The organism is Rhodopseudomonas sp. BR0C11, from assembly GCF_010820945.1.
Lineage (GTDB): Bacteria > Pseudomonadota > Alphaproteobacteria > Rhizobiales > Xanthobacteraceae > Rhodopseudomonas > Rhodopseudomonas palustris_H.
In genome coordinates this window covers 1-18,004 of sequence record NZ_QTKI01000008.1, presented here as the reverse complement: position 1 = coordinate 18,004, position 18,004 = coordinate 1, and the positions used below count along the sequence as shown (strand labels likewise).

The window sequence follows — 18,004 nt, the reverse complement described above, 5'->3', positions numbered from 1 at the left end:
CGGTTATCTTCGCCTCAGCCGCACCATGATCAGCGCTGCAGCGGCGAGCTGCAGCGCGATGCAGCCAGTGAACGGCAGCGCATAGCTGCCCGATGCGTCGCGCAGCAGGCCGATCACGCCGGGGCCGAACGCATAGGTGACCTGGTTGATCGCGGTGTTGAGCGCCACCAGGATGCCGAACGACGACGCCGGAAATTCGCGCTGGATGATCAGCGCCGGCAGGGTGATCAGATTGCCGACCGAGAAGCCGAACAGCGCGCAGGCGACCAACAAGAGCGTCGCATCGCGGGTGGAGATGAGCACACCCAGCGCCATTGCCTGACTGGCGAACGACAGCGCCGAGACCAGACGCTGATTGAGGCGGTCGATCACCACCGACAGCGACACTCGGCCAACCACCGCCATCGCGGTCAGCAGCGACATCGCCACCGCGGCACGCTCCCGTCCGATCAGCGGATCGAGATAGGCGATCAGGTGGACGATGAACCCGACCTGCGCGAACAGCACCAGCGAGAACGCAATTGTGGCGGTCAGAAAACCGAGGTCGCGTAGCGCGCCGCTGCGGATCGCGCCGGACGACAGCGCCCGCGGTGCAGTGGCCGCCGGCGCAGCATTGGAAAGATGCGGCGGCGGCGCGACCACGATCGCGACCAGCGGCATCAGCAGCACCACCGCAGCAATCGCCGCCGCCGTGGTTGCCCCGGTGAACCCGAGCGCGCCGATCAGCGCTACCAGCAGCGGCACGCCGGCGATGCCGCCGAAGCTGGCGCCGTTCAGCGCCAGGCTGATCGCCATGCCGCGGCGCTGGTCGAACCACAGGCCGAGCGTGTTGGTGATCGCGCCGAGACTGGTGCCGGCCCATCCGACCGCGAGGATCGCATCCACCGCATAGAGCTGCCACGGCGCGTCGATCCGGCCGAGCAGCACCGTGCCGAGCGCCATCGCCGCAATGCCGCCGAGCAAGCAGGCGCGCGCGCCGATGGCGCGGATCACATCGCCGACGAACGCCACCAGCAGCGCACCGGCGAGATAGAAGAACGTGGTGGCAGTCGCGATCTGCGACGATGGCCAGCCATGAAGTCGGGACAATTCGGCGAGGTACACGCTCTGGCCGTAGAAGCCGAGCCCCCAGCCGAAGGTGGCGACGATGAAGCACACCGCGACGATCCGCCAGCCGTGATAGCGGAACGTGGTCTCGTCGGGAGCGGTCACCATCGGCGGCGAGCGCGGCCGGTCGCACGCGACGGCATTGCTTCACTCCCTGTCCCGGCTCGAGGCCGGACGTGTTGTTGCGCGGCTCAGACGCCGCGATCGGATAGTTCACTGGCGGCTTCAGCTACCCGTTTCCGGACTTTCGACCAGCCGGTGATCGCCAGCACGATCAGGCCGAGCAGCACCGGCGGGAACACCGCGAGATTCACGGTGGCCCAGCCGTAGTTCGCCAGCAGCTGGCCGGACGAGAACGAGCCCAGCGCCATCAGGCCGAAGATGATAAAGTCGTTGAACGCCTGAACCTTGTTTTTCTCGCTCGGCTGATGCGTCTCGAGCACCAGCGCCGAGGCGCCGACGAACGCCAGATTCCATCCGACGCCGATCACGAACAGCGTCGCCCAGAAATGCGGGGCAGTGACGCCGAGCAGGCCGATCGACGCGCCGAGCGCTTCCAGGATCAGGCCGGCCGCGACCACGCGCGGAGCGCCGAACTTGGCGATCAGCGAGCCAGTAACGAAGCTCGGCGCATACATCGCCACGATGTGCCACTGCAGGCCGAAATTGGAATCGCCGACACTCAGCCCGCACATCTGCATCGCCAGCGGCGCCGAGGTCATCACCAGATTCATCATCGGATAGGCGATCGCACCGCACAGCGCCGCGGCGATGAAGCGCGGCTGCCGCACGATCTCCAGCAGCGGCCGGCCACCGGCCTGCTCGGCCGGCTTCGGCTTGGGTGCATCGACGCCCCACAGCACCGCCATCGCGATCAGCGCGATCGCCGCCTGCACGACATAGGAGAATGCGAACAGAAAAGGCTGCCAGACGTCCATGGTCCACTGCACGAGCTGCGGACCGAGCACGCCGGCGAACACGCCGCCGGCCATCACCCACGACACCGCCTTCGGGCGATAGGCGGCGCTGGCGCCATCGGCGGCAGCGAACCGATAGGACTGCGACACGGCGGCATACAGCCCGCCGATGAACGTCGCGATGCAGAACAGCAAGAACGCGCCGTACAGGATGGCGACGGCGCCGAGCACGCCGGTGAGCGCGCCGCAGCCGGTGCCGATCATGAACGAGACGCGGCGACCGTAAACCCGCGCGATCCAACCGGTCGGCAGTGTGCCGGCAGCAAGGCCCAGCACATACATCGACAGCGGCACGGTCGCGAGCGACATCTCCGGCGCGAGCTGCGCGCCGATGATCGAGCCGGTCGCGAAGATCACCGCGGCGTTGGCGCCGGTCAGCGCCTGCGCCGCGACCAGCCGCACCACGTTGGAACGGGCACGGGCATCGTCTTCGACGATGTCGTTGGCCGTCGCATCGACCATCGGCAGGGATTCTCCTCGCACCGGCCGACAACGGCCGGCGATTGCGCGCGCATCATAGGGCCGAGCGGTGCGTGATCAACCCGCCGCGCCGCCGGCTGCCGCATGGGCCTCCGCCGGTTTTGCCCGTACAAACACCAGGATCAGGTTGTTGGCCGGCATCTCGACGATCTCGCTCAGCGCCAGACCGGCGCCGGCCGCGAGCTTTTCCAGATCCGCAACATCGCGGACACCCCATTCCGGATTGGCGTCGCGCAGGCTGGTGTCGAACACCGCATTGCTGAGCGCAGTGTGCTTGCCGTCCTGCTTGAACGGTCCATACAGCACCAGCATGCCGTCCTGGCGTAGCAGCCGTCCGGCGCCGGCGAGCAGCCCTTCGGCGACGCGCCACGGCGCGATGTGGACGACGTTGGCACAGAACATCGCCAGCAATGGCCCGGGCATCACCCCATCGGCCGGTGCCACCGACCAGGCGGGATCGGCCAGGTCGATCCGCTGCGGCGGCCTTAGATTGGGCAGCGCCGCATGGGCGCGCCAGGCGCCGATGCTCTTGAGGTGCTGGTCGTTGACGTCGCTCGGCCACCACACGATGTCCGGATGCTCGCGCGCCAGCGCTGCGATGTGCTGGCCGGTGCCACTGCCGGCTTCGAGCACGTCGCCCTGTCGCCCGGCGAGCAGCCGGGCCAGCACGGCGCGGATCGGCGCATCGTTGCGATGAAACGCGGCGGCGTCGAGCCGGCCGTCGGGTTCGACCCGCCGCCCGTCCTTGCCGAACTCCACCACGAACTCCGCCATCACCACCTGCCGCATCCACTATCGTGCGAGGTGTACAGACCCGGCTGTTACACGCAAGTCACAGCTCGTCACAATCCGACCACGATTGCACCTGTTCGCCGCCATGGGCGAATTGACTCGCCAATTCCGCGACTTCTAATGGCGATGACGGTTCCCGAGAGGGATGAAAAGGGAATACGGTGCGGACGCAGACACTTTCGCGTTCTAGGCCGTAGCTGTTCCCGCAACTGTAAGCGGATCGTCTTTCGTCGGATGCCACTGGGAACCTCGGTCCTGGGAAGGCGACGGAAGATCAACTGCGAGCCAGGAGACCTGCCGTCATTCGTGGTCACACGCGAAGTTGCCGGCCGGGAATTGCAGGCATTGTCTTCACCGCTTTCGAAAGCTCGGTGAGACCTCGTTCGCTGTGACGTGCCACAGACGTCAGCCGAGGTTGAACCTTATGCAATCCCGACCCGCCGCGCCGCGGCCTTGCTCCGCACTCTCACGCGCGCTTCTCGCTTCCACCATCCTGGTGCCTGCGCTTTCGCTCACCACGCCTGCCGCCGCGCAGGACGTGCTGCCCGAGATCGTGGTCAGCGCCACCGCCACCGAAACGCCGCGCGAGCAGGTGGCCAGTTCAGTGACCGTGATCACCGCGGACGATCTCGCCCGCTATCAGCAGCGCACCGCCGCCGACGCGCTCAGCATGGTGCCCGGCCTCAATGTGGTGCGCACCGGTGGCCCCGGCGGCTCGACCGCGATCTTCATGCGCGGCACTAACTCCAACCACGTCAAGGTGCTGATCGACGGCATCGATGCCGGCGATCCGAGCAAGCCGAACGGCGCTTATGATTTCGCCAATCTGCTGACCTCGGACATCGAACGGATCGAAGTGTTGCGCGGCCCGCAGAGCGGCCTGTACGGCTCGGACGCGATCGGCGGCGTGATCTCCGTCGTCACCAAGCGCGGCAGTGGGCCTGCCAAGCTGACCGGCTCGATCGAAGGCGGCTCGTTCGGCACCTTCAACCAGACCGCGCGCGCCGCCGGCTCGCAGGACAATTTCGACTACGCCTTCAACGTCGCGCATTATCGCACGACCAGCCTGCCGGTGACGCCGCTCAATCTGCTGGCGCCGGGCCAGCAGCGCAACAACGACAATTACGACAATCTAACGTATTCGACGCGGCTAGGTGTCCGCGCCAGCGACGAACTCGCCTTCAACTACGTCGCCCGCTACACCGACGCTCACAAGGGCTTCACCGGCGACGACTATTCGCGCTATCCGAACTCATTCCCCGAGACGCTGCAGAGCACGACCGCAAGCCGCGATTTCATGACCCGCGGCGAAGCGGTGTGGTCGCCGCTCGGCAATTTCACCAGCACGTTCGGCGTCAGCTACAGCAACGAATGGAATCGGACGTTCAATCCGAACCCGGACTTCACCACCAACATCTTCACCTTCGCCACCGGCATCTCGCCGCCGAGTTCATACACCGGTGAACGCACCAAGTTCGACTGGAAGGGCGTGCTCGACGTCGGCTACGGGCAGAAACTGGTGGTCGGCACCGAACGCCAGGACGAGACGATCCGGACCAATTCGGTCGGCGACTATGATTTCGCCGGCAACTACCAGCAGAAGACGCTGCGCGCCCGCACCGGCAACACTGCGGGCTTCGTCGAACTGCAGTCGGAGTTCACCAAGAACTTCTTCCTGGTCTCCAACGTACGCTACGACGACAACGACAGCTTCGGCGGGCACTCGACCTGGCGTGTCGCGCCGGTGTTCATCGTGCCGACCCTCGAGACCCGGCTGAAGGCGACCTACGGCACCGGTTTCAAGGCGCCGACGCTGACCCAGCTCTATGTCAACAACCCGGCCTACGCGACGATCGGCAACCCGGCGCTGAAGCCGGAGACCAGCAAGGGCTACGACGTCGGCTTCGAACAGCCGCTGTTCGCCAACCGCGTCGTTTTCGGTTCGACCTACTTCAACAACGAGATCAACGATCTGATCAACTCGACCGGGTACGACGTGACGCTCGGTGGCTACAGCTACAAGAACATCGGCATGGCGCGCACCTCGGGCGTCGAGTCGTTCGTGTCGTGGCAGGCGACCGAGACGCTGCGCTTCCGGGTCGACCACACCTATACGCACGCCATCGACCAGACCACCGACCAGAAGCTGCGGCGGCGTCCCGACAACAAGGTGACAATGGCGGCGATCTGGAATCCGGTCGAGCGCGCCACGGTGTCGGCAACCGTGCTCTACACCAGCTCGTGGGTCGACTACGACCGGTTCGGCACCACGCTGCTCGACGCGCCGTCGTTCACCACCGTGAACCTGGCGGCGAGCTATGAGGTCGATCCGCACGTCACCGTGTTCGGCCGCATCGACAACCTGTTCGACAAGAAATACGAGGTGCCGGTCGGCTTCCTGCAGCCCGGATTCGGCGCTTTCGCAGGCGTCCGCGTCACCAACTAGCGATCATCGTATGCCGCCGACGCAAAAAGTCGGCGGCATACGCCATGTTCCCCACACACGGGCTCATGCGCGAAACCAATGTCGAAGAGCCTCCGAATGCCGAAAGGCTGTTCGGAGGCTTTTTTCGTGCTATCACGCCGCCTCCCGAATTGAATGCAATTGAACTGGAAGAATGACGAACGACGACGATCACCGCGCTGGCAGCGCCGCTGAAGGCGACGGCGGCAAGACCGAACGCGACGCCGCAGCGAAAGCGGTCCTGGACAACATGGCGCGCCTGCGCGCCCTGCGGCTCGCCCGCGAAGCCGCGATGCCGCAATCGGCGACATCGAGCAAGACCAAGCGAACCAGAACGGCGGCCTCCCCCACCAAGCGAGGCACCAAGAAGGTCGAAGACGACAAGCCGCGCCCCTTGTCGGAATGGCTGGCCGACCAGCAGAGCTCAGGCCGGCGGACCTGATCGCGACGCAAAGCATCGCACTGCGGCATCGCACGATGCGAAAATTGCGTGCGGGCTGTGACGAACCAGTCTAGTCTTGGATCGTCGTCGCAGTTGAACTGAGCTGACAACAACGCTGGCCGCGTGTGCGCCTTCGGACCACCCGCGCCGGCCATTACGGAACCGAGAGCCAATGATCGGCTTCCTACGCAAGCGGTCCAAGGCCGCTGCTCCCAAACGCGACAAGAAATCCGGCAATAGCGAGGGGAAGGGCGAAGCCAAGCCCACGCCGCCGAATCCCGCGCCTGCCCCGGACGACGATCTGTACGAGACCGGCGACATCTGCGCGCCGTCCCGCGATCGCGACGATTACACCAAGGATCTGTAACAGGCAGGCCCGCGCACGAGTCGGCGCATCAAGCCTGTTGACCAAATCCTTGATCGATCCGCGCCAGCGCCGCCGCATCGAGCAGATGATCGCCCCAGCCTTTTGCCGCCAGCGCTGCGGCGCGACTTGGCTGGGCGAGCAGGATCAGAGCCGTTGCGACCAGCGGCACGGCGCTGCACCAATCCTCCCGCACCGGGGTCAGCTCCTCGGCACTGCCTGCATAAGGCGGCTGCCGCAGCAACAGTCGCGCACCTTCCCGCATCACGTCACGCCGCGTGCCACCACCAAGCGCGCAGCCGAGCAGCACCTGCATGCCGAGATGGCTGCGAACACCATCCCGCGGCGGCGCGGCCACAGGCGGATGCTCGCCAAGCGACAGCCGCAGCAGCAGATCGACGAGGTCGAGCCCCGCAAGCTGCGCGCTCATCGGCTCAACCAAGCGCGGATTGCAGTCGATGTAGAGCGGCCGCGCATCGGCCACCGGCCGGATCAAATCGAACGACAGCGCGCCGTGCCAGCCGAGGGCGGCGCCGATCGTGGCGACGTCTTGACGAATGTCGTCGCTCCGCACGCTGAGCTTACGAGCCGGTCCGCCGCCCGCCCCTGATGCAACCTGTCGATAGACGTGCAGCGCCAGCAGTGCGCCGCGATCGAACACCGCCTGGGCATGCTCGATCCGGCCCGCAACGAAGTCCTGCACCAACACCTCGTCGGCAAATCCATCGGCTGCGACCAGCTCACGCACCGCCTGATCGAGCGTCGCTTGATCGATCACCAGCCAGACGCCGCGGCTGGCGGTGCCGACCGAGGTCTTGATCATGCAGGGAGGGCGCGCCGCCGCCCGCAGCCCGGCCTCTGAGATCACGATCCGGGTCGGCGGCTGCGGCAGACCGAGCGATTCCAACAGCCGGCCTTGGTCACCGCGGTGCGGTAGCTGGCATACGGCGGCAGTGCCACGCCGGTCAGCGCTGCGATGCGATCGACAGCGCGGGCGAACACCAAGCCCTGCTCGTGGATCGGCAACAGCACATCGAACCGGCACGCCGCCAGCAGCTCCGTTACATAATCGAGATAGCCGGCGGGATCGCGGCGCAGCGGCGGGCAGCGATGCACCGCACGCACGAAGCGCGAGAACCTGCCGAGACATAGCGGTGCCGGATCGCAAATCTCGACGTGATGTCCGGCGAGGCCGAGCACGGTGATCGCCTGGCGCGCCGAGGTGCTGCCGCCCTCGGACAACAGCAAACGCAGCCGGCGATGTGCGGGAGCAATCATCGCGTTGCACTGATACTCCCTGATCCCATCGGGCGGACAGTCTAGCAGCACTTAGTCCGCTTCACGAAATTTGTGCAGATGCGTGCGGCCTGCGCCGCTACGTCACCACGTAATTCAATTGAACCGCGGCGGTTCTCGTGAGACCGTAAGCAAGATCGCACCGCAAACAACAAGCTCGGGCGATCGACCTTCAGCCCGCACCGCAGAGTGCGGCTTTCAACGAGAGGAAACACATTTGTCCATTCGCACCTCGCTCCTCCTGGCCAGCGCCGTCGCGCTCGCTGCAGCTCAGCCTGCTTTCGCCCAGAAGCAATACGGCCCCGGCGTCGCCGACACCGAGATCAAGATCGGGCAGACCATGCCGTATAGCGGCCCGGCCTCGGCCTACGGCGTGCAAGGACAAGTCCAGAGCGCCTACTACGCGATGATCAATGCCAAAGGCGGCGTCAACGGCCGCAAGATCAACCTGATCAGCCTCGACGACGCCTATTCGCCGCCCAAGACAGTCGAGCAAACCCGCAAGCTGGTCGAGCAGGAAGAAGTGCTGGCGATCGTCGGCACCGTCGGCACGCCGACCAATTCGGCTACTCAGAAATATCTCAACGCCAAGAAGGTGCCGCAGATCTTCATCTCGACCGGCGCGGCGAAGTGGGACGATCCGAAGAACTTCCCATGGACCACGCAGCTCTACCCGCCCTACCAGATGGAGGGCATGATTTTCGCCAAGTACCTGCTGAAGAACAAACCCGACGCCAAGCTCGGCGTGTTCTCGCAGAACGACGACGCCGGCAAGGACTACGTCAAGGGCCTGAAGGACGGGCTCGGCGACAAGGCCAAGACGATGATCGTCAAGGAGGTCACCTACGAGGTCACCGACCCGACCGTCGACTCGCAGATCGTCGCGCTGAAGGCGTCCGGCGCCGATACGCTGTTCACGATGGCAACGCCGAAGTTCGGCGCGCAGGCGATCCGCAAGGTGCACGAACTGAACTGGAAGCCGCTGAACTTCGTCGTCAGCGTCGCCAGCTCGATCAAGGGCGTGCTCGAGCCGGCCGGCAGCGAAGCTTCCACCGGACTGCTGACCGCTCTTGCGATGAAGACCCCGACCGATCCGCGGTTCGAGAACGACGCCGACGTCAAGGAATTCAAGGAATTCCTCGCCAAGTGGTTCCCGAAGGGCGACATCGCCGACGGCAGCGTCGTGATCGGCTACATCTCGGCCTACATGACGGTGAAGACGCTGGAAGCCTGCGGCGACAACCTCACCCGCGACAACCTGCTGAAGCAGGCCACCAACATCAAGCCGACCGCGGCGCCGTTGCTGCTGCCGGGCATCAAGATCTCAACCCGTCCGGACCGCTACGCGCCCTACACCCAGATGCAGATCGCGCGGTTCGACGGCAAGAGCTGGGTGCCGGAAGGCGAAGTGTTCAATACCGACGCAGCGAGCCAGTAGGCTCAGCAGCCCTACAGATCGAACGACGTCATGGCCGGGCTCGTCCCGGCCATTTCCATTTTTGGATCATCTGAAGTTGGTGAAGGCGCCGAAATTCGGCACGCCTGAGAGCGAATTCAGGCCGGCTTGCGCAGTCCAAGAGACACCGGCTCGGCGCTGCGCAGCAGCCTTGCCCGTTCGGTGTTCGGCCACAGCAGTACCAGGCCGGCGACACCCGATACGATCAGCACCGCGCCGTTGATGGCGTAGCCGACCACGTAACCGTGCAGCAGCGAACTGGCGTGCTGCAGCACGCTGCCCATCACCCAGGGCGCGATGATCCCCGCCAGCGTGTACAGCGCGCCGTAGATCGCGATCGCGGCGCCGCGCTGCGACACCGGGGCGAACTCGGCGATCATCGGCGGACACACCACGTAGATCGAGCCGCACAGGCCGGAGCCGACCACCAGGGCGACGATCTGCACAGCGGGACTGTCGATATAGGGCAGCATCAGGATGATGGCGCCGCCGACCAGGAGCGGCGCCGCACCGAGCACGCCGCGCGCCATCCGGCTGGAGACGCCGCGCTGCATCAGCCGCTGCGACAGCCAACCGGTGAACAGCACCACGCAGGCACCGAACACCCACGGGGTGATCGAAATCAGCCCGGCCTGGTGCTGGCTGAACCCCAGCCCCTGGATGATGAAGGTGGTGAACCAGGTCAGCCCGAGTGACAGCGCCCAATAGGCGCCGAAGGTCGCCAGCACGCAGCCGATGAAGGTGCGCGAGGTCAGCAGCCGCGTGTAGGGAATGCGCACTTCGGCCGCCGCGACCGCCGGGCTTGGTACCAGCGGCCCCTCTTTGCCGAGCGCGAGCCACGCCACCGCCCACATCAGCCCGACAATGCCGAGCGCCGCAAACGCGTAGTGCCAGGAGTGATTGACGATGATCCAGTTGAGCGCCGGCACCGCCAGGATCACACCGAACGCCGAGCCCTGCGACAGGATCGCGGTCGGCAGCGTGCGCTGATGATCGGGAAACCATTTGTAGATCGCATGCGCCGCGACCGAGAACGCCGGCCCTTCACCGGCGCCGAGAATGATGCGGCAGATCACAAAGGTGGCGAACGAGACTTCGCCGACCATTGGAAACTGCGCCACCGCCCACACCAGCGCCAGCGCCAGCAGCACCCATCGGGTCTCGACGCGATTGACGATGAAGCCGACGACGATTGCGGCGATCGAAAACAGGAAGAAGAACGACGAGCCGAGCAGGCCGAATTGTTCGGGCGAGAGCTTCAGCTCCTGCATGATCGGCACGCCGGCGAGACCGACGACGATCTTGTCGGCGAAGTTCACCACCATGAAGAGAAACAGCAGGAAGGTGATCCTCCAGGCACCCTGCGGCGTCGGCTGCGCGGTCACGGCGTGCTCCCTGGATCGTGTTGATGGCGCGCTTAGTGCGAACCTCTTGCAATGCTGCCGCTGTTCCCGCGCGAATGCAATCCAGGATTCGCCGCCGCCGTGCTCGCGTGCATCGCAACCTTGTTTGCGGCGCAACAGCGCGTCGTCTTGAGTGATCGGCGTCGCGCCCCATATCCTTCAGGCCAATGACGACAGACTGGAAGGCAAGAATGACCGGATCGCGCCGGCGCGTGCGACGCGCTGTGATCGCTACGCTGCGCGGGCTGCGCTCATGCTGATCGTCTCCGGTCTCACCAAATCCTATGTGTCCGGCCAGGATCGCGTTGCGGTGCTGCGCGGCGTAGACCTCGCGGTGCAGCCGGGTGAGAGCGTGGCGCTGACTGGCGAATCCGGCAGCGGCAAGTCGACCTTGCTGCATCTGATCGCCGGCCTCGATCAGCCCGACAGCGGCGCCATCACTTTCGGCGAAGCGACGATCTCGACGATGCCGGACGCCGAGCGCGCCGCCTTCCGCCGCGAGCGGCTCGGCCTGGTGTTTCAGCAGTTCAATCTGATCCCAAGTCTGACGGTCGCCGACAATCTGGTATTCCAGGCCCGCCTCGCCGGCCGCCATGATGAGGCGTGGCGTAGCGAGCTGATCGAGCGGCTGGGGCTCGGCGCCTTGCTGAAGCGCTACCCCGAGCAACTCTCCGGCGGCCAACAGCAGCGCGTTGCGATCGGCCGAGCGCTGGCGATCAAGCCGCTGCTGCTGCTCGCCGACGAGCCGACCGGCAATCTCGACGAAGCGACCGCCGACGATGTGCTGGCGCTCGCCACCGATCTGGTCCGCCGCACCGGCTGCGGCTTCCTGATGGTGACGCACAGCGAACGTCTCGCCGGCATGCTCGACCGCAGGGTGCATCTGCATGCGGGGCTAATCCATTGAGGCGCGCGCTGTGGATCCTCGCCGTGCTGCTCAGCCACTGGCGACGACATCCGATGCAGCTCGCGACCCTGGCGATCGGGCTGATCTCAGCGACTGCCTTGTGGAGCGGCGTGCAGGCGCTGAACACGCAGGCGCGCCTCAGCTACGACCGCGCCGCCGCCGCCCTCGGCGGCAACCGCACTGCGACGCTGGTGGCGCGTGACGGCGGCAGCTTCTCCCAGCAACTCTATGTCGATCTGCGCCGCGCCGGCTGGCAAGTATCGCCGGCGGTCGAAGGCGCCATCCGGCTCAGCGGCCGGTCGCTGCGGCTGCTCGGCGTCGAACCGCTGTCGCTGCCGGTCGAAGCCCGCACCGCGCCGGCGCTCGGCACCGGCGACCTGCAGGGCTTCATCCTGCCGCCCGGCCAGACGCTGATCGCGCCGGAGACGCTGCGCGAATTCGGCCTGGCCGAAGGCGCCACGCCGGAGCTGCCGAACGGCCAGCATCTGCCGCCGCTGAAGCCGCAGGCGGAGATCGCCCCCGGCGTGCTGGTGGTCGATATCGGCCTTGCGCAGAAGCTGCTCGACATGCCGGACCGGCTGTCGCGGCTACTGCTCGGCAGCAAGCCCAGCGGTTCGCGTCCGCCGCTGCGCGACATCGTCGGCGATAAGCTACAGCTCGATCAGCCCGATGCGGCGACCGAACTCGAACGCCTCACCGACAGCTTCCACCTCAACCTCACGGCGTTTGGGCTGCTGTCGTTTCTGGTCGGGCTGTTCATCGTCAATTCGGCGATCGGGCTGGCGTTCGAGCAGCGTCGCCCAATGCTCCGCACCTTGCGGGCCTGCGGCGCCTCGGCGCGGCAGCTCAACGCCGTGATGGTGATCGAGCTGTGTCTCATCGCCCTGCTCGCCGGCCTGATCGGACTGGTCTGCGGCTATCTGATCGCCGCAACGCTGCTGCCCGACGTCGCCGCCACCTTGCGTGGCCTGTACGGCGCACAAATTCCGGGCGAGCTGTCGCTGCGGCCAGAGTGGTGGCTCGCCGGCATCGCCATCAGCATTCTCGGCACCCTCGCGGCGGCCTCCGCTGCGCTGGTCAAGGCGGCACGGCTGCCGGTGCTCACCGCCGCGCAGCCTTACGCATGGCAGCAGGCGCAGTATCGCTGGCTGATCGTGCAGGGCGCAGCCGCGCTTGCGGTGTTCGCCGCCGGCTTCGGGTTCCTGTGGTTCGGCGACTCGCTGTTGTCGGGCTTTGCTGTGCTGGCCGCGATCCTGCTCGGCGCCGCGCTCGGACTGCCGGCGATCCTCGGGCTGGTGCTGGCGCTCGGCGAGAAGCTGGCGCGCGGCCCGCTGACGATGTGGTTCTGGGCCGACAGCCGGCTGCAGCTCTCCGGCCTGTCGCTGGCGCTGATGGCGCTGCTGCTGGCGCTCGGCGTCAATGTCGGCGTCGGCACCATGGTGGAAAGCTTCAGCCGCACCTTCCAGCGCTGGCTCGACGGCCGGCTCGCCGCGGAGGTCTATCTCAATGCGGCCACCGATCAGCAGGCGACCGAGATCAAGGCTTGGCTGAAGGGACGTCCCGAAGTCAGGTCTCTGCTGCCCGGTGCTCGTGCCGAGGTGAAGCTGCAGGGCCAGCCGGTGGAGCTGATCGGCTTTGCCGACGATGCGACCTATCGTGATCACTGGCCGCTGCTCGAGCACACCACAGATGTCTGGGACCGCGTCGCACGCGGCGATGCCGCGCTGGTCAGCGAACAGCTGTGGCGCCGGCTCGGCGTCAAGCTCGGCGACCGCATCGTAGTGCCGAGCGACCGCAGCCCGTGGCCGGTCGAGGTGGTGGGGATCTATGCCGACTACGGCAATCCGCGCGGCCAGCTCGGCGTGGCGTTCGGCGCGCTGGTGACGCATTTCCCCGATGTAGCCAAGACCAGGTTTGGGCTGCGGGTCGATCCTGCAAAAGTGCCCACACTGATCGCGGACCTGCGCAGCAGCTTCGCACTCGGGGAGCGCAGCCTCGCCGATCAGTCGACCCTGAAGGCGATCTCCAAGCAGATCTTCAGCCGCACCTTCGCGGTCACCACGGCGCTCAACGCTTTCACGCTCGGCATTGCCGGCGTGGCGCTGCTGACCAGCCTGCTGACGCTGGGCGCATCGCGGCTGCCGCAGGTCGCGCCGTTGTGGGCGATCGGCATCACCCGGCGCCGGCTGGCGCTGATCGAACTGACGAAGACGCTGGCGATGGCGGCGATCACCGCGCTGGTGGCGTTGCCGCTCGGCCTGATGGTGGCGTGGTGCCTGATCGCGGTGGTCAACGTCAAAGCATTCGGCTGGCGGCTGCCGTTCGAGGTGTTTCCGTTCGAACTGGCGAAGCTGGTCGGCGTCGCTCTATTGGCGACGTTGTTGGCAGCGGCGCTGCCGATCCTGAAGCTGATGCGGATGCAGCCGGCGCGGCTGGTGAAGGTGTTTGCCGATGAGCGCTAGAGGCCGGATCAGCCGCCGCGTCTTCACCGGCGGCCTTGTTGCCGCATCTCTCGCCGCACCGCGGGCGTGGGCGCAGGGCTTTGCCGGCCTCGGCAGCGACGCAGGCGGATTTGCTCCTGTGGTGCCGGGCCGCACGCTGGCGTTTCCCGACGACCATGGTCCGCATCCGGATTTCCGGATCGAGTGGTGGTACCTCACGGCCAACCTGAAGGATGCCGCCGGCAACGCCTACGGGGCACAGTGGACCCTGTTCCGCCAGGCCATGACGCCGGGCCCGCAACGCAGCGGCTGGGCCAACCAGCAGATCTGGATGGCACACGCCGCCGTCACCAGCGCCGACATCCATCGCTTCGCCGAGAAGTTTTCGCGCGGCGGGGTCGGCGTGGCGGGGGTCGAGGCCTCGCCGTTCAAGGCCATGATCGACGATTGGGCGATGCGGGGCGATCCATCGCTGGTGGCCGCGACGCTGTCGCCGCTCACGGTGACCGCGCGCGGCACCGATTTCAGCTACGCATTGCGGCTGAGCGCCGATCGGCCGCTGGTGCTGCAGGGCGACAACGGCTACTCGCGCAAGTCCGAGCGCGGCCAGGCTTCGTATTACTACAGCCAACCGTATTTCACGGCCTCCGGCACGCTGACGCTCGACGGCCGCGCCATTCCGGTCGAGGGGTCGGCCTGGATGGACCGCGAATGGTCGAGCCAGCCGCTCGCTTCCGACCAGACCGGTTGGGACTGGTTCTCGCTGCATCTGTCCTCCGGCGAGAAGGTGATGCTGTTTCGCCTGCGGCAGCGCGACGGCAGCAACTACTTCGCCGGCAATTGGATCAGCACCGACGGCCGCTCCATGCCGCTGTCACCGGATCAAATCCGGCTCGACCCGCTCGGCGTCACCACGATTGGGACGCGCCAGGTGCCGACGCGCTGGCGCGTGGCGGTCGCCGGGCATGACCTTGCGATCGAGACCACGCCGCTCAATCCGAAAAGCTGGATGGGGACCAGCTTCCCGTATTGGGAAGGGCCGATTGCGTTCAACGGTAACCGGAGCGGCTTCGGGTATCTTGAGATGACCGGATATTGAGTTCAAGCTGCGCACAACCGGCGGTCATCAAGCCGGGCAAGAACGAACCTAGTCTGGGAGCCCTTGGATGTTTCATTACACCACGATCGCCACCCTTCTGGCGTTGATGTTCTATTTCTACACCTCGGTGCAGGTCGCGCGCGCGCGCATGCTGTATGGCGTCAAGGCGCCGGCGATCTCCGGCCACCCCGATTTCGAGCGGGTGTTTCGCGTGCAGGCCAATACGCTGGAATGGATGCCGATCTTCCTGCCGTCGCTGTGGCTGTTCGCGTACTATCTGAGCGACGCCTTCGCGGCCGCGGCGGGCGCGGTGTGGATCATCGGGCGGATACTCTACATGCTGGGCTATGCCGAAGCGCCCGAGAAGCGCGGCCTAGGCTTTGCGGTGCAGATGGTGGCGACCGCCTTCCTGTGGGGCGGTTCGGTGTACGGCGTCGTGCACCAGATGTTGGGGGCTTGATCCGAGCATAGCGAGCTCCCTCTCCCGCTTGCGGGAGAGGGTTGGGGTGAGGGCGCCCCAGGCAGTGACTCAGCGATCCGCCGAGAGGAGTGCCTCACCCGGATCGCTGCGCGATCCGACCTCTCCCGCAAGCGGGAGAGGTTGCGCAGCGCTCGGCGCCGGCTTTCACTTCAGAGGCTCGATCGAGCGCTTACTTGGTCAGCGGGCAGCCGCTCTCGGCCGCGGTGGGAAACGCCTTGTCGCCCGGCACGGTGGCGAGCAGCTTGTAGTAATCCCACGGCTTCTTCGACTCTTCCGGCTTCTTCACCTCGAACAGATACATGTCGTGGACGAAGCGGCCGTTGGCCAGCACCTTGCCGGACGCGAACGCATCCTCGACCGGGAGTTCCTTCAGCTTCTTGGCAACCGCATCGGTGTCCTTGGTGCCGGCGGCCTTCACCGCCTTCAGATAGGACAACGTCGCCGAATAGGTGCCGGCCTGAATCATGCTCGGCATCCGGTTGGTACGCTTGAAGAAGCGCTCGGCAAACTCGCGCGATTTGTCGTCGCGATCCCAATAATAGGCTTCGGTCAGCACCAGCCCCTGCGCCGCCTTGAGGCCGAGGCCGTGCACTTCGGCCAGCGTCATCAGCAGACCTGCCAGCTTCTGGCCGCCGGCGACGATGCCGAATTCAGAGGCCTGCTTGATCGAATTGGCGGTGTCGAGGCCGGCATTGGCGAGACCGACCACCTTGGCCTTGGAAGCCTGCGCCTGCAGCAGGAACGAGGAGAAGTCCGACGAATTCAGCGGATGCCGCACCGAGCCCAGCACCTTGCCGCCGCTCGCCAGCACGATCTCGCTGGTGTCCTTCTCCAGCGCGTAGCCAAACGCGTAGTCGGCGGTGAGGAAGAACCAGGTATCGCCGCCAGCCTTCACCAGCGCGCCGCCGGTTCCGACCGCGAGCGCATGGGTGTCGAACGCCCAATGGAACCCGTAAGGCTGGCAAGCATCGCCAGTGATCCGCGAGGTCGCGGCGCCGACCACGATGTCGATCTTCTTTTTTTCCTTCGACAGATCCTGGATCGCCAGCGCCACCGACGACGTGGTGAGTTCGGTGATCATGTCGACGCCGTCGACATCGTACCATTTGCGCGCGATCGCCACGGCGTTGTCGGGCTTATTCTGATGGTCGGCGGAGATAAGCTCGATCTTCTGCCCGAGCACTTCGCCGCCGAAATCCTCGACCGCCATCTTGGCGGCTTCGAGCGACCACTTGCCGCCGTAGTCGGCATAGACGCCGGACTGGTCGTTGAGGATACCGATCTTGACGCCCTGCGCCGAGGCCGGCGTGACGGCGACGAGGGCAGTGGCCGCGAGCGCGGCGGAAAGAAGTTTGAGTTTCATGGCGTGCCTCCCAGTGTTTTGGTTGGCGCGCAGCTTAGTTAGGAAAATTGCCGCTGCCCAGCGGATTGTGCAGCAATGGCAGTGGTTACAGGGCGTCGAATTTGTAAGCCGCTTGCAAGAAGGTTCCATAGCGTTCGGTGCGCGCCGGCTGGGTCTGACAGGGACACTCCGTGCCGAAGATGTTGGTGTAGGCGTTGGTGGTCGCCCACATCGCCCAATACCGCGCGCCGGCGCCAATGCTGAAAGCGCTGTTCAACTGATACGACAGGATGGCTTCGAGCTGAACGCCCTGCCCGGTGCCCTGCGACGGCGAGACCTTGTCGGTGACATCCGTGCGCAGCAAATGAGTGTCGGTTCCGAACGTCTTCACATAGGGCAGATAGGCCGCATCGGCCGAGAGCTTAAACCCACGGCCAAGCCCGATCTCACCATTGAGGCCGACCCGCAGCGAGTGCCAGGTGTCATTCTGGGTGATAGCGAGAACGGCAGCCGAAATCGGTCGAGCACAGACCAGCGACGAGGCGCCCGCGGTCTGAATGCAGCCATAGGCTGATTTGTTCTCGCGATAGTAATTGTAACCCACGAATCCGCCGAACTTGTAGTCGGACCCGCGTAGCAGATTGTAACCGACATCGAGCGTCGCATAGGCGATGCTGCCCTTGACCGGATCGGACAACGTATTCGAGTAGGGGATGCCGTCGGTGGCGATCCAGTCCTCGTCGTTCATATGTCCACTCAGCAGGGTGCCGCCGCCGGCGAAGCCCTTGAGGAAGGTATCGTAGGGACCATCGACGCGACCGAAAGCCTCGCCCGATGCCGCGGTGCTTTGATAGGTCAATCGCGAGATCAGGACATTCTGAGTGCCCTGATCGAAGGTCGCCCCGAGATCCTTCTGGAAGCGCCCCGAACTGTACCAGACGCGACCGCCGACC

General features: G+C 65.7%; 16 protein-coding genes and 1 riboswitch. Of the genes, 8 read left to right on the top strand and 8 right to left on the bottom strand.

Going from position 1 to position 18,004, the window contains the following annotated elements:
- Positions 1 to 3 precede the first annotated feature (3 nt).
- From DYI24_RS01930 to DYI24_RS01920, 3 genes are all read right to left on the bottom strand, one after another.
- The gene (locus DYI24_RS01930) at positions 4 to 1,215 is read right to left on the bottom strand and encodes an MFS transporter (RefSeq protein WP_164571053.1); all 1,212 of its coding nucleotides are present in this window, start codon (positions 1,213 to 1,215) and stop codon (positions 4 to 6) included.
- An 83-nt stretch (positions 1,216 to 1,298) separates the two neighbouring features.
- Positions 1,299 to 2,546 (bottom strand): MFS transporter, encoded by a 1,248-nt coding sequence (locus tag DYI24_RS01925; RefSeq protein WP_164571052.1) that lies wholly within the window; start codon positions 2,544 to 2,546, stop codon positions 1,299 to 1,301.
- Between the two features lie 75 nt (positions 2,547 to 2,621).
- Positions 2,622 to 3,338 (bottom strand): DUF938 domain-containing protein, encoded by a 717-nt coding sequence (locus DYI24_RS01920; protein WP_164571061.1) that lies wholly within the window; start codon positions 3,336 to 3,338, stop codon positions 2,622 to 2,624.
- Between the two features lie 131 nt (positions 3,339 to 3,469).
- Positions 3,470 to 3,672: riboswitch (cobalamin riboswitch) on the top strand.
- A 180-nt stretch (positions 3,673 to 3,852) separates the two neighbouring features.
- Between DYI24_RS01920 and DYI24_RS01915 the strand changes: the two genes are divergently transcribed.
- The 3 genes from DYI24_RS01915 (at position 3,853) to DYI24_RS01905 (ending at position 6,629) form a co-directional block, all read left to right on the top strand.
- Positions 3,853 to 5,802, top strand: coding sequence for a TonB-dependent receptor plug domain-containing protein (locus DYI24_RS01915; RefSeq protein ID WP_349627728.1), 1,950 nt, complete (start codon positions 3,853 to 3,855; stop codon positions 5,800 to 5,802).
- 172 nt (positions 5,803 to 5,974) lie between these two features.
- Complete coding sequence (locus DYI24_RS01910; RefSeq protein WP_107346332.1) at positions 5,975 to 6,262, top strand: hypothetical protein; 288 nt, start codon at positions 5,975 to 5,977, stop codon at positions 6,260 to 6,262.
- A 172-nt stretch (positions 6,263 to 6,434) separates the two neighbouring features.
- Positions 6,435 to 6,629, top strand: coding sequence for a hypothetical protein (locus DYI24_RS01905; RefSeq protein ID WP_164571050.1), 195 nt, complete (start codon positions 6,435 to 6,437; stop codon positions 6,627 to 6,629).
- Positions 6,630 to 6,657: 28 nt separating this feature from the next.
- Here DYI24_RS01905 and DYI24_RS01900 read toward each other — a convergent pair whose 3' ends face one another.
- A complete protein-coding gene (locus DYI24_RS01900) occupies positions 6,658 to 7,533 on the bottom strand; it encodes an ATP-grasp domain-containing protein (protein ID WP_246701126.1) in 876 nt (291 codons plus the stop codon).
- A complete protein-coding gene (locus DYI24_RS28215; protein ID WP_246701125.1) occupies positions 7,491 to 7,904 on the bottom strand; it encodes an ATP-grasp domain-containing protein in 414 nt (137 codons plus the stop codon). The genes DYI24_RS01900 and DYI24_RS28215 overlap by 43 nt, the downstream gene beginning before the upstream one ends.
- Before the next feature lie 235 nt (positions 7,905 to 8,139).
- Between DYI24_RS28215 and DYI24_RS01895 the strand changes: the two genes are divergently transcribed.
- Positions 8,140 to 9,360: an ABC transporter substrate-binding protein gene (locus DYI24_RS01895; protein WP_164571049.1), complete on the top strand. Its 1,221-nt coding sequence runs from the start codon at positions 8,140 to 8,142 to the stop codon at positions 9,358 to 9,360.
- 116 nt (positions 9,361 to 9,476) lie between these two features.
- Here the strand turns inward: DYI24_RS01895 and DYI24_RS01890 are convergent, their stop codons facing one another.
- Positions 9,477 to 10,703, bottom strand: a complete 1,227-nt coding sequence (locus tag DYI24_RS01890) for an MFS transporter (RefSeq protein WP_205523326.1) — start codon at positions 10,701 to 10,703, stop codon at positions 9,477 to 9,479.
- A gap of 331 nt (positions 10,704 to 11,034) precedes the next feature.
- On the opposite strand from DYI24_RS01890, the gene DYI24_RS01885 reads away from it, so the two are divergent.
- The 4 genes from DYI24_RS01885 to DYI24_RS01870 all read left to right on the top strand — a co-directional run bounded on the left by DYI24_RS01885 (position 11,035) and on the right by DYI24_RS01870 (position 15,688).
- Positions 11,035 to 11,688: an ABC transporter ATP-binding protein gene (locus DYI24_RS01885; RefSeq protein ID WP_107346760.1), complete on the top strand. Its 654-nt coding sequence runs from the start codon at positions 11,035 to 11,037 to the stop codon at positions 11,686 to 11,688.
- Positions 11,685 to 14,150, top strand: a complete 2,466-nt coding sequence (locus tag DYI24_RS01880; protein ID WP_164571047.1) for an FtsX-like permease family protein — start codon at positions 11,685 to 11,687, stop codon at positions 14,148 to 14,150. The genes DYI24_RS01885 and DYI24_RS01880 overlap by 4 nt, the downstream gene beginning before the upstream one ends.
- Complete coding sequence (locus DYI24_RS01875; RefSeq protein ID WP_164571046.1) at positions 14,140 to 15,228, top strand: lipocalin-like domain-containing protein; 1,089 nt, start codon at positions 14,140 to 14,142, stop codon at positions 15,226 to 15,228. Before DYI24_RS01880 ends, DYI24_RS01875 begins: the two co-directional genes overlap by 11 nt.
- 67 nt (positions 15,229 to 15,295) lie before the next feature.
- Complete coding sequence (locus tag DYI24_RS01870; protein ID WP_107346339.1) at positions 15,296 to 15,688, top strand: MAPEG family protein; 393 nt, start codon at positions 15,296 to 15,298, stop codon at positions 15,686 to 15,688.
- Between the two features lie 190 nt (positions 15,689 to 15,878).
- Here DYI24_RS01870 and DYI24_RS01865 read toward each other — a convergent pair whose 3' ends face one another.
- Together DYI24_RS01865 and DYI24_RS01860 are read right to left on the bottom strand one after the other, a co-directional pair.
- Positions 15,879 to 17,072 (bottom strand): ABC transporter substrate-binding protein, encoded by a 1,194-nt coding sequence (locus tag DYI24_RS01865; protein WP_164571045.1) that lies wholly within the window; start codon positions 17,070 to 17,072, stop codon positions 15,879 to 15,881.
- 85 nt (positions 17,073 to 17,157) lie between these two features.
- The coding region (locus tag DYI24_RS01860; RefSeq protein WP_164571044.1) for an omptin family outer membrane protease at positions 17,158 to 18,004 on the bottom strand (847 nt) is incomplete at its 5' end.

Excerpts from the sequence above, each read along its gene's own strand:
- DYI24_RS01930 (WP_164571053.1), bottom strand. The coding sequence starts at position 1,215 with ATGGTGACCGCTCCCGACGAGACCACGTTCCGCTATCACGGCTGGCGG.
- DYI24_RS01925 (WP_164571052.1), bottom strand. The coding sequence starts at position 2,546 with ATGGTCGATGCGACGGCCAACGACATCGTCGAAGACGATGCCCGTGCC.
- DYI24_RS01920 (WP_164571061.1), bottom strand. The coding sequence starts at position 3,338 with ATGGCGGAGTTCGTGGTGGAGTTCGGCAAGGACGGGCGGCGGGTCGAA.
- DYI24_RS01910 (WP_107346332.1), top strand. The coding sequence starts at position 5,975 with ATGACGAACGACGACGATCACCGCGCTGGCAGCGCCGCTGAAGGCGAC.
- DYI24_RS01905 (WP_164571050.1), top strand. The coding sequence starts at position 6,435 with ATGATCGGCTTCCTACGCAAGCGGTCCAAGGCCGCTGCTCCCAAACGC.
- DYI24_RS28215 (WP_246701125.1), bottom strand. The coding sequence starts at position 7,904 with ATGATTGCTCCCGCACATCGCCGGCTGCGTTTGCTGTTGTCCGAGGGC.
- DYI24_RS01890 (WP_205523326.1), bottom strand. The coding sequence starts at position 10,703 with ATGGTGGTGAACTTCGCCGACAAGATCGTCGTCGGTCTCGCCGGCGTG.
- DYI24_RS01885 (WP_107346760.1), top strand. The coding sequence starts at position 11,035 with ATGCTGATCGTCTCCGGTCTCACCAAATCCTATGTGTCCGGCCAGGAT.
- DYI24_RS01875 (WP_164571046.1), top strand. The coding sequence starts at position 14,140 with ATGAGCGCTAGAGGCCGGATCAGCCGCCGCGTCTTCACCGGCGGCCTT.
- DYI24_RS01870 (WP_107346339.1), top strand. The coding sequence starts at position 15,296 with ATGTTTCATTACACCACGATCGCCACCCTTCTGGCGTTGATGTTCTAT.
- DYI24_RS01865 (WP_164571045.1), bottom strand. The coding sequence starts at position 17,072 with ATGAAACTCAAACTTCTTTCCGCCGCGCTCGCGGCCACTGCCCTCGTC.